Annotated in this window: 6 protein-coding genes and 1 pseudogene; 2 read left to right on the top strand and 5 right to left on the bottom strand. The window is 65.6% G+C overall.

The genetic code is table 11. The features are described from left to right. Positions 1 to 123: 123 nt before the first annotated feature. The 5 genes from glf to ACFE7K_RS15080 form a co-directional block, all read right to left on the bottom strand. Positions 124 to 2,394: a UDP-galactopyranose mutase gene (gene glf / locus ACFE7K_RS15100; RefSeq protein ID WP_375399022.1), complete on the bottom strand. Its 2,271-nt coding sequence runs from the start codon at positions 2,392 to 2,394 to the stop codon at positions 124 to 126. 217 nt (positions 2,395 to 2,611) lie between these two features. Continuing rightward, positions 2,612 to 3,526 carry an aldose 1-epimerase gene (locus ACFE7K_RS15095; protein WP_375399021.1) on the bottom strand — a complete coding sequence of 305 codons (915 nt, stop codon included), beginning with the start codon at positions 3,524 to 3,526 and terminating at the stop codon, positions 2,612 to 2,614. Continuing rightward, the gene (locus ACFE7K_RS15090) at positions 3,523 to 4,269 is read right to left on the bottom strand and encodes an SDR family NAD(P)-dependent oxidoreductase (protein ID WP_375399020.1); all 747 of its coding nucleotides are present in this window, start codon (positions 4,267 to 4,269) and stop codon (positions 3,523 to 3,525) included. The genes ACFE7K_RS15095 and ACFE7K_RS15090 overlap by 4 nt, the downstream gene beginning before the upstream one ends. Then, a complete protein-coding gene (locus ACFE7K_RS15085) occupies positions 4,269 to 5,564 on the bottom strand; it encodes a family 1 glycosylhydrolase (RefSeq protein WP_375399019.1) in 1,296 nt (431 codons plus the stop codon). The genes ACFE7K_RS15090 and ACFE7K_RS15085 overlap by 1 nt, the downstream gene beginning before the upstream one ends. 96 nt (positions 5,565 to 5,660) lie before the next feature. Next, positions 5,661 to 7,577 carry a hypothetical protein gene (locus ACFE7K_RS15080; RefSeq protein ID WP_375399018.1) on the bottom strand — a complete coding sequence of 639 codons (1,917 nt, stop codon included), beginning with the start codon at positions 7,575 to 7,577 and terminating at the stop codon, positions 5,661 to 5,663. On the opposite strand from ACFE7K_RS15080, the gene ACFE7K_RS15075 reads away from it, so the two are divergent. Continuing rightward, positions 7,578 to 10,226 carry a PAS domain S-box protein gene (locus ACFE7K_RS15075; RefSeq protein WP_375399017.1) on the top strand — a complete coding sequence of 883 codons (2,649 nt, stop codon included), beginning with the start codon at positions 7,578 to 7,580 and terminating at the stop codon, positions 10,224 to 10,226. A gap of 51 nt (positions 10,227 to 10,277) precedes the next feature. Then, positions 10,278 to 10,787 (top strand): annotated as a pseudogene (locus ACFE7K_RS15070) (hypothetical protein); the annotation flags it as partial. Positions 10,788 to 10,842: the final 55 nt, after the last annotated feature.

Below are 10,842 nucleotides of genomic sequence, written 5' to 3'. Positions count from 1 at the left end.
GTATGGCGGCGTGACTCACAACCAATGGCCTCCGGCAAACCCGGGGCGGTTCACTACGACGACGTGGCGAGCCTGTTCGCAGGCGATGAGGCCTCTCCGCTCGCCAGGTAAGGGAAGGGAGCGCTACGCCGCTGTGGCGTGACCCACGGAACGCAATATGCCATTGGCGGGGGGAGCGGGCGCCGCGCCGCCGTTCGGGGTCATCGCGGCCGCATTGGTCATCCGACGATAGGCGGCGAGCGCCTGACCGACGACCTGATCCATGTTGTAGTAACGGTACGTCGCGAGCCGCCCCACGAACGTCACGTCGGGCTGGGCGACCGCCAGCGCCTCATAACGCTTGAACAAGGCCTGGTTCTCTTCCCGCGGAATCGGATAATAAGGGTCGCCGTCGGCGCTGGGAATTTCATAGGTGATGCTGGTGCGCGGGCTCCGCTGGCCGGTGAAATGCTTGTATTCGCTGACGCGCGTGCATGGCACCGCCGGATCGGGGAAGTTGACCACGCCGACCTGCTGGAACCACTCGACATCATGCGTCTCGTGCCGGAATTGCAGCGAGCGATAGGGCAGCTTGCCGTAGCAATAGCCGAAATACTCGTCGATCGGACCGGTGAACACGAGGTGGTCGTGCGAATAGGTCTCGCCGGCGTCAGAATAGTCGACGCCCAGCAGCACGTCGATATTGGGATGATCGAGCATGCGTTCGAACATCTTCGTATAGCCTTCCAGCGGCATCGCCTGGAAGCTGTCGGTGAAATAGCGATCGTCGGTGCTGGTCCGTGTCGGCACGCGTGAGGTGACCGACTTGTCGAGTTCCGACGGGTCCATGCCCCATTGCTTGCGGGTATAGCCTTCAAAGAATTTCTCGTAGAGATCGCGACCGACCTTGGAGATCACGACGTCCGCCGAGGTCCGCACCACATCGACCGGCTCGGCGCGGCCGGCGAGGAAAACTTCTGCATCCTCGTCCGTATCGAGGTCGAGGCCGTAGACCATGTTCAGCGTCGTTCGATTGATCGGCATCGGCACCAGCTTGCCGTCGACCTGCGCCAGCACCCGGTGCTCATACGGGCGCCACTCCGTGAAACGTGACAGATAGTCGACGATGTCGTGGGAATTAGTGTGGAAAATGTGCGGGCCATATTGATGGAAGAGGATGCCCGCAGCGTCGAGCCGGTCGAAGGCATTACCCGCGACGTGCGGACGGCGGTCGACGACGAGCACCTTCTTGCCCGATCCCGCGGCCAGCCGCTCGGCCATGACCGCGCCCGCAAAGCCCGCGCCGACCACCATGATGTCATAATGCTTGGACCGCTCGCGCCTGGCGGCAAGGGCCGGGGTGATCGAGCGCACGTTGCTCCGCATCGACTGTTCGACGAGCCGCGCCATTTGTGCATGGGTGCTATCCCACGAAAGGTCCGCCAGCGCCGCGTCGACCGCGACCCGCCAGGAGCCGCCCTGCCGTGACAGCGCCAGCGCCTCGTCGCAAGCCTGCACGAACGCCGCGGCGGTGCCGGCGATGCGCACGCCTTCCAGATGGCCGTAATGCCGCACGACGTCGGTGACCGGCGTCGATACTACCGGACATCCGGCAGCGAGATATTCGGGGGTTTTGGTCGGGCTGATGAAACGGGTGGCGTCGTTGATCGCAAACGGCATCAGCGCCACGTCCCACCCGCGCAGATACGCCGGCAGATCGGCATAGTCGCGCCCGCCGAGATAGTGGATGTTCGCCCGCCGAGGCAGGTCGTCCTCGGCGATCTTGACGACGGGTCCGACGATCACGATCGACCATTCCGGCCGGGCATCGGCGAGGCTCGCCAACAGGTCCAGGTCCATCCGCTCGTCGACCACGCCATAGAAACCCAGCCGCGGACCGCGCAGCCCGGCCTGATCCGCCAGCGCCGGCCCGGGCTCTCGCGCGGCGGCAAAGTGCACGACATCGACGCTGGATGGGAAGGGATGGATGTTCGCGTGGCGATGCCGCTTCGCCTCATAGAGGCTGTGCCCGCCGGTGAAGACCACGTCCGCCTGATCGAGCAGGCGTTGCTCCAGCGAGAGCAGTTCGGGCGGAGCGTTCCTGAAGTTGGCCAACTCGTCCATACAGTCGTAGACCACGCAGGCTGCCGCGACATGTTCGGAAAACGGCAGCATCACCGGCGTGTAATACCAGCGCACCATCGGACCCTTGGCGCCGGCCAGCAGATCATCGAGCAGCCGCTTCAGGACCTCGCCTTCGGCCTCCGCGCCCACCTCTTCGCCCAATTCAGGGGTGACGACCACGACGCCGCTCCGGTGGCAGGTCCTCACATCGAGACGCGGCTCGTCCAGGCCGCATACCCGGCGCGGCTCTTCCCAATACACGACCCGATCAGTCTCGGCAAAGCGCGTCATGAGATGCTGCGGCCGCTGAAAGACGAAGTTCCAACGGAGATGGCTGAAGCAGAGCAGCGTCGTCTCGTCCGTCAGATATTCCAGGTTGGCCCGCCCACATGCTTCATGCTTGCCGTCCTGGTGCATATCGAACCCTTGCTGCTGAATGAACCAGATCAACCCTTCGTAACCGCCGTTGTTCCTCCGCGTTGGAGAGAGACCAAGGCAGCTCAACCTCTTAACATGCATCAGTCCTTGGCTTTTCAATGCTGCTCATCTGGACCTCGAACCTGGCGCGCAGCACGGTGCTTTGGCCTTGATCCAGCAGCGTGATGCCCAGGGTCGGCCAGTCGGCCTGCGGCGCATTGAGCGCAGCGTTGGCGTTCTGGACGGGCTCCGCGACGAACAGCCGGCCGCCGGCCGGAGCGTAGACCTGGAACCGCGCGGCATCGGGCGACGACAGGCGGAGCGATACGTCCTCGCCCGGCCAGGTAATCGATGCCGTCCCACCCCAGCCGTCGAAGCCGTTGTCGAGCGCCTGGCCGCAGATGCGCCGCGCGCGAAGGTCGTACCGCCCCGCCGCCGGCACGTTGTCGACCGGCAGGACCGCCGCGTCGACCGTCCACGCACTCGCCACGATTGTGTCGAGCACGGTTTCCGCCGTGCAGGGGTAATAGGGATGGAAGCCGAGGCCGCACGGCATCCGCTGGGGCGACAGATTGCGGCAGGACAGCTCCAGCGACAGGCCGTGCTCGTCGAGGTCGACGCGCTGCGTCGCCTCATAATCCCACGGCCATTCACCGGCCGGATGACGGAAGAAGAGGACGGCATGATCGCCGTCCGCCTCGCGCACCTCCCACGCCGCGCGCCAGCCCTGGCCGTGGAGCGGGCTGGAATCGCCCGCCATATTGGGCGACAGCACGATCTCGCGTCCGTCGCAGAGGAAGGCACCGCCGCGGATCCGGTTGGCGAACGGAACCAGCGGAAAGCACGCCGCCTCCCCGACATCCGCGATCGCCGCGTTCGTCCCCCGCAACAGCGGCTGCCGCTGCCCTCCGGCGATACGATCGAAGCGGACGATGCTCCCGCCGAGCGCGGGAAGCAGCTGCACCTCCAGCGCGCCCGCGCAAAGGGTGAGCCGCGGGCCGGTCACAATCTGGCCAGCCGCCCGCCGTCGACCGCCAGCGTCGTGCCCGTAATGAACCGGGCGTCCTCGCTGGCGAGGAAGGCGACCGCGTTCGCAATGTCCGCCGGCGTGCCGACATCGCGCTTATCGATCGTCTCCGCGCCCGATTTCACGTTGGGATTTTCCCACAACATCGGCGTGTCGATGGCGCCGGGCAATACGGCGTTCGCCCGGATCGCGACGTCGCGCCCCTCGATCGAGCTAGTCCGCGTGAGCGACAGCAACGCCGCCTTGGCGGCGGAGTAAGGCGCAGCGTTGGCGCTGGTCTCGACCGCGTGGACGCTGGCGATGTTGACGATCGCGCCGCCCTTTTCGCCGAAGTGCAGAAAGCCCTGTCGGGTGAAGAAGGCTGCCCCCAGCAGGTCGACCCGCAGCACCTTCAGCCAGTCGTCGCCGGTGAACTCGGCCAGCGTCTTGAACGTCATCAGCCCGGCATTGTTGACGATCACGTCCACCCGGCCGAACCGGTCGAGGACGGCGCGCACCGTCGCTTCGACCTGCTCCTCCGCGCCGACGTCGCAGGCGATGCCGATCGCCTCTCCTCCGGCATCGGCGACCAGCTTCGCGGCGGCGGCCTGGGCAGCTTCCGCCTTCAGGTCGGCGACCGCCACCTTGGCGCCCTCGGCATGGAGGCGTGCCGCGATGGCGGCACCGATACCACTGGCGGCGCCGGTCACGATCGCCACCCTGTCTTCGAAACGGCGGTCCATCATCCATTCTCCTGTACGGCAGGCGCGGTCGGCTGCGTCTTGGTCATTCGCTTCGCGCGCGCGATCTGCCTTTTCGCATGCGTGTCGCCGGCTTCATCCGGCATTACCACCGGTACGGTCAGGCACATGCTTTGCGTCGGCAGCACATCGCGCCATTGCTCGATCAGGCGCTTATAGGCTTGGCCGACTGGCCTGATCTTGCGATCCAGATCATAGAGGCCGAGCGGGTTGACGTTGCCGTTCTGCTCGCGAAGCGCGCTGTCCCAGTCGATCTGATCGGTCAGCGAATACCAGGTGAAGCCGACGACCGGCACGCCGTCGTTGCGGACGCGCAGCACGTTGGCCCATTCCTTCCATAGCCAGTCGACCGCCTCGGTCCCAAGCGGCCCCTGGACTAGGTTGGTCTCGGTATGCATCACCGGCAGGTGATAACGGTCATAATATTGACGGGTGATCTCGCTATACCCGAAAATCTCGCCTGACGCGCGCGTCGAGCCGTTGGCCGCCACCCGATGTTCGTTGGTGACGTAATAGTCGTTCCCCATGATGCAGTGCTGCTTCAGGCGATTGTCGAGGAAGAAGTGATATTCCTCCCGCGTCATGCCGTTATCCAGCAAATATTCGTACATCTCGGAATCAATGCGGCGCCCGTAATTGAGGTCCAGCGACAGGAATCGCTGAGAATTCATGACTTCGGCGCAGCGGATGGCGGCCGGGCTCTCGGCATGGAAATATTCCGACGATTCGCTTTGGATGAATATCGCGTCCGGGCGAACTTTCAGGATCGCCTGCATCGCCCAGATGTTCGCCTTGACGAGATGCTTAAGTGCGGTGACGAACGCGCGCTCGCTACTCAGTTGCTCGTTCCACCATCCGTAGCGTGCGGAGAACGTGGCACAGATATACATCTCGTTGACCGGGGTGTAGAGCTGCACCCACGGGAAACGCTCGGCGAACGCCAGCGCGTACGTGGAGAATTGTTGGGGAAAGTCCGGGTTCTGGAAGTCGCCGATCCAGTCCGGCACGCCGAAATGGCACAGATCCACGATCGGCACGATATTGCGTCGCTTCAACTCGGCGAACGTCTGGTCGGCGAACTCCCAATCATATCTTCCGGCGCCGAGCCACGTCTTGTGGATGGGCGGCCCGAACCGGAGATAGTCGATCCCCATGTCCTGGACGAGGGCGAAGTCCTCCCGCCAATAGCGATAATGACCACAGATCTCCATCTCATCGATACGTGTCTGCCCGCCATCGATGGTGGGTACGCTGTTCTCGATGCCGGTCGCGAACATGAAAGTGGCGATGGCGATTCTCCCGATCTGCGACTGTGACAACGCGAAGCACGGACTTAGAAGCCATGACGGCCGTCCTGGGCGAATACAAGATGCCTATGAAGCGGAACGTCGGTCCTGCCTGGTGATGGCTACCGCCAGATCGCTCGATAACATCAGCGCAGCCACGGTCAGCGCCCCGTTGACGGCCGTGCCCGTTTGGCGCGCGACCGTGTCGCCGCTCCTCGTATCGACCAGGTCGATGTCATAGCGGCCCGCGTCCAGCCCCGGAACCGATATGCTCACGTCGAGAGCGGGGGCGGGATCGCGAAGCAGGCCCTGCTTCGTGATCGTATCGGTGCGCAGCAGCCAGACCAATGCTTGCGACGCGTCGCCGCAGGCGAAGATCGCGACACTGTTCTGGCTGCACGAGACTTCCTCGTTGAGATTGCGGCGGCGGAAGCTGCTCCAGTCGATACGCTCTACGAACCGGCTGAGCGCCGCCTGGGCGCGGCGCATGCCGTGCGTCAGGACATGGGGGTGGCGGTTGGGCCACCGCATGCCGCCGCCCGCCCCACCACTCGCCAGATGTGCCCATTGGATATGCCGAAAATATTCGTCATCAAAGGCTTCGGGAAGAGTCTTCCTGCGATCCTTGAAGCTGTGGATCGGGCCGTGTTCGGTATCGAGCACCGGCCGAAGATCGTCGGCGTCGCGGATCGCGGCGCGCATCAGCCGGCCCACCGCGACGGCGGGGGCGACGGTGTCGCGCGGGGCATCAATCGTGCCCTTCTCGTACAGGTGGGTCGACGCGAAATCGAGGCGTGGGTGGCGGAAGATCGGCTCGGCCAGGGTGGGATGATTCAACAGCACCGGGCCGAAGACCGACACCGTCTGCAGGTGCGCCCGGCCGTGTCGTTCGATTTCGAACGTCCGCAACCACGCGCCGATATCGTCGATGAACGGCGCCGCCGTCGCCGGATCGTCGCCGCCATGCGCCGGGTGCATCTCGTTCCAGAGGTCCCAGGCGAAGATCGCCGGGCTGCCGCCCCAGCGATCGCTGGCAAAGGCAAGGCGCACCTTCACGGCCGCGCGGGTGGTCGGGCAGGTGATCAACCTGCGTCGACTGCTACATGGCCCGCCATTGGCGCGGTTATAGGGGTGGTGGCGCCAGCGGATCCACATGAAGAACGTGTCGTAAGGCGTTAGAAGCACGTGGAGACCGACATCCTCCAGCAGCGCGAACAGGTCGTCCCACAGCCCGACCATGTTGCGGGAGAAGTGGCCCGCGGGGCGTTCGAAATACCGGTGCTCGCCATGGCAATATTCGAGCATGAGGCGAAGGCATGTCACGCCATGCGCCTTGAGCCATCGCAGATGCCGTTCGACCGCGCCCAGATCGCGCCGCCGGAACAGCCCTTGAAGGTCCGGCCAGGTGATGGCGTCGTTTTGCCCGATGGGTGTCCAGGGGCGGCCATGCTCGTCGACGAAATACGGAATTCCGGGTTTGGTGCCGATCCAGGGCAGGACATCCCCAGAAACGGCTGGCCCGGAAACGGCTGGCCCGAAAATGGCGGGCCGCTGCCCGGAACCTCGTACCGCTACCTGCATGCCGGCACCCAACCGGCGGAGGCGGATGCGAGTTCCACCCGCGGCCCCTTCCGGTTCCGAACAGCCGTGGTGCTCTCGTGAAATCGGTGCAGCGCGTGATCGTTCGGGAAGACCGGCCTTGCCTGAGGCGGCTTCACACCGATACCGTCCCGCTTTATCCCCTGGCACGCCGCGATCGGGAAAATCGTGCCCAAGCAGCTCGCTGGAATGGAGGTCGGTCCCCTGCAAGACGATGTCGAATCCCAGGCGATGCCGGCTTTTCTCGTCAACGGCGGGGAGACCGCGGCGCTCATCGCCGCCTTCGACTGGGCCGCGACGCCGCTCGGTCCGGTAACCGGCTGGCCGCAGAGCCTCAGGATCGTGACCGCGCTCATCGTCCGATCGCACGTGCCGATGGTCATGCTCTGGGGCGCGGAGGGCCATATGATCTACAACGACGCCTATTCGGCGTTCGCGGGCACGCGGCATCCCCGGCTTCTCGGCAGCAAGGTGCGCGAGGGCTGGCCCGAAGTCGCGGATTTCAACGACAATGTCATGAAGGTCGTGCTGGCCGGCGGCACGCTCGCCTATCGCGACCAGGAGCTCGTCCTAGATCGCTCGGGCAGGCCCGAGCCGACGTGGATGGACCTCGATTATTCGCCGGTGCTCGGCGAGGATGGTTGGCCGGGCGGGGTGATCTGCATCGTCAACGAGACGACGGCGCGGGTTCTGGCCGAGCGCCGCGCCACCGAGGAGCGCGAGCAGCAGGCGCAGATGTTCGAGCAGGCGCCGACGTTCATGGCGCTGCTGCGGGGTCCCGAATACAGGTTTGAGCTCGCCAATCCAGGTTATGTCGAGCTGGCCGGCAACCGGCCGCTGCTGGGGCGGACGTTCGCCGAGGCGCTGCCCGACGCGGTCGCGCAGGGCTTCCTGGCCCTGCTCGACCGGGTGTTCGCGACCGGCGAACCCTATGTCGCCGACGGTGCGGTCTATTGGGAACAGGCCGTCGCCGACCGGCCACCGCGCGAGCGCATCGTCGATTTCGTCTACCAGCCCATCAAGGATGCCAGCGGCCGCGTCACCGCGATCTTCTGCGAAGGTGCCGATGTGACGGCCCGCGTCAAGGCCGCCTCCGCCCTGCGCGCGAGCGACGAGCGGCTGCGCCTCGTGATCGAAAGCGCGAGGGATCATGCCATCCTGACGACGGATGCGCGGGGCATGATCACGTCGTGGTCGGCGGGCGCCGAGGCCGTCTTCGGCTGGACCGAGGACGAGGCGGTCGGCCGTCCTGCCGGCATCATCTTCACCCCCGAGGATCGCGCGGCGGGCGTCGACGGTCTCGAGCTCGAGGCGGCGGCGCGCGACGGCTTTGCCAACGACGAACGCTGGCACGTGCGCAAGGACGGCGGACGGGTGTTCATGAACGGCTCGATCCGCCCGCTACCGAGCGGACGTGAGGGCGACGCGCAGGGCTTCATCAAGATCGCCCGCGACGAGACCGGCCGCCGCCGTACCGACGAGGCGTTGCGAGCGCTCAATGCCGACCTGGAGCGCCAGGTGCTGGAACGCACTCGCGAGCGCGGCACCATCTGGCAGGTCACGCCCGATCTGCTCGGCGTGCTCAACACCGACGCCATTTTCGAGCAGTCGAACCCCGCCTGGCTGACGGTGCTGGGATTGCCGGAGGCGGAGGTCGCGCGCACGCCGATCTTCGAGTTCATCCATCCCGACGACCTGCCGAAGACTTATGCGGCGCTCGAGGAGGTGAAAGCCGGCCAGCCGGTGCTGCGCTTCGAGAACCGCTACAAGAGCCGCCTCGATGGCGCATATCGCTGGCTCTCCTGGGTCGTGGTGCCGATCGACGACAAATTCTACGCCAGCGCCCGCGACATCACCGCCGAGAAGGACCAGGAGCAGGCGCTCGCCCGTGCGCAGGAGGCGCTGCGCCAGTCGCAGAAGATGGAGGCGATCGGCCAGCTCACCGGCGGCATCGCGCACGATTTTAACAACCTGCTCGCCGGGATCAGCGGCAGCCTCGAGATTCTCGCCATGCGGCTGAGCCAGGGCCGCACGGGCGAGGTAGGACGCTATATCGAGGGCGCCCAGGCATCCGCGAAGCGCGCCGCGGCGCTGACGCAGCGGCTGCTCGCCTTCTCGCGCCGCCAGACGCTCGATCCCAAGCCTGTGGACGTCAACAAGCTGATCGCGGGCATGGAGGATCTGATCCGGCGCAGCATCGGCCCGGATGTCGAGCTTGAAGTGGTCGGCGCCGGCGGCCTCTGGCTGACGCGGATCGACGCCTCGCAGCTGGAAAATGCGCTGTTGAATCTCGCGATCAACGCACGCGATGCGATGCCGGAGGGCGGGCGGATCACCATCGAGACCGCCAACAAATGGCTCGATGACCGCGCGTCGCGCGAACGCGAGCTGCCGCCGGGCCAGTATCTGTCGGTGTGCGTCACCGATACCGGCACGGGCATGACGCCGGAGGTCATCGCACGCGCGTTCGATCCGTTCTTCACCACCAAGCCGATCGGCCAGGGCACGGGGCTGGGGCTGTCGATGATCCATGGTTTCGTCCGCCAGTCCGGTGGCCAGGTGCGAATCTATTCCGAAGAGGGGAAAGGCACGACGATGTGCCTCTACCTGCCGCGCTTCGTGGGCGCGCTCGATGCCTTCTCGGAAAGCGACCCCGAAACAGCCGCGGAAGGAAGCCATGAGGAAACCGTGCTCGTGATCGACGACGAGCCGACGGTGCGGATGCTGATCGTCGAGGTGCTCGAGGAGGCCGGCTACCAGGCGCTGGAGGCCGAGGACGGCGCTGCGGGGCTGAAGTTCCTGCAAGGCGGCGGCCGCATCGACCTGCTCATCACCGATGTCGGTCTGCCCGGCGGCATGAACGGACGCCAGGTCGCCGACGCCGCGCGCATCGCGCGCCCCGATCTCAAGGTGCTGTTCGTCACGGGCTATGCGGAGAACGCGGCCGTCGGAAACGGCCATCTGGAGCCCGGCATGCAGGTCATTACCAAGCCCTTCGTCATGACCGAGCTCGCCACCAAGATCCGCGACATGATCGACGGAGACGTTCGCTGAGGGCAGGCCGCCGCTATCGGTCGTCGAACGGTATGAGAGAAGGAGGCGCAGTTGCGCAACATCGACTTCAGCTCATGGCAAAGCCTGCTGACGACCTTGCTCGGCCTTGCCTTGTTCACGCTGATCGGCGTCGGCATCCGCCTGATGACGATGGTGACGATCCAGCAGCGCCGCGAGCGCATGAACCGTCAGATCAACGAACGGCTGCGCACGCTGATCGCCGCCTATAAGGTTCTGGGCGGCTCTTTCACCGGCAACCTGGCCGTCGATCCGACGCATCTGCGCGACCTGCGCCGACGCGACGAACCGGTCGTGGGGAGCGAAGCCACGGCGATCCTGGAACCGAGCACGGAGGACGGCACCGGATCGGACCGCTCGCGGCGGATCCGCGATGCGGTCGAGGCGGCGCTGTCGGACATCATCCTGCTCGGCACCGAAGAGCATGTCCGCCTGGCGGAGAGCGCCGCGCGCGAACTGGTCGCGGGACGGCCGGTCCATATCGATGCGCTCGTCGTGGCGCTGCGCGACTTCATCCGCAAAGCCTTGGATCTGGATCCCATCCTGAACCGCCCCGGGTTTGTCGGAGGCCCTAACTCCTGAGAGGAAGGGGCTATGA

Origin of the sequence: uncultured Sphingomonas sp. (assembly GCF_964244265.1) — a bacterium.
Lineage (GTDB): Bacteria > Pseudomonadota > Alphaproteobacteria > Sphingomonadales > Sphingomonadaceae > Sphingomonas.
The sequence above is the reverse complement of the archived record's forward strand: the minus strand, read 5'-3'. Positions and strand labels throughout refer to the sequence as shown.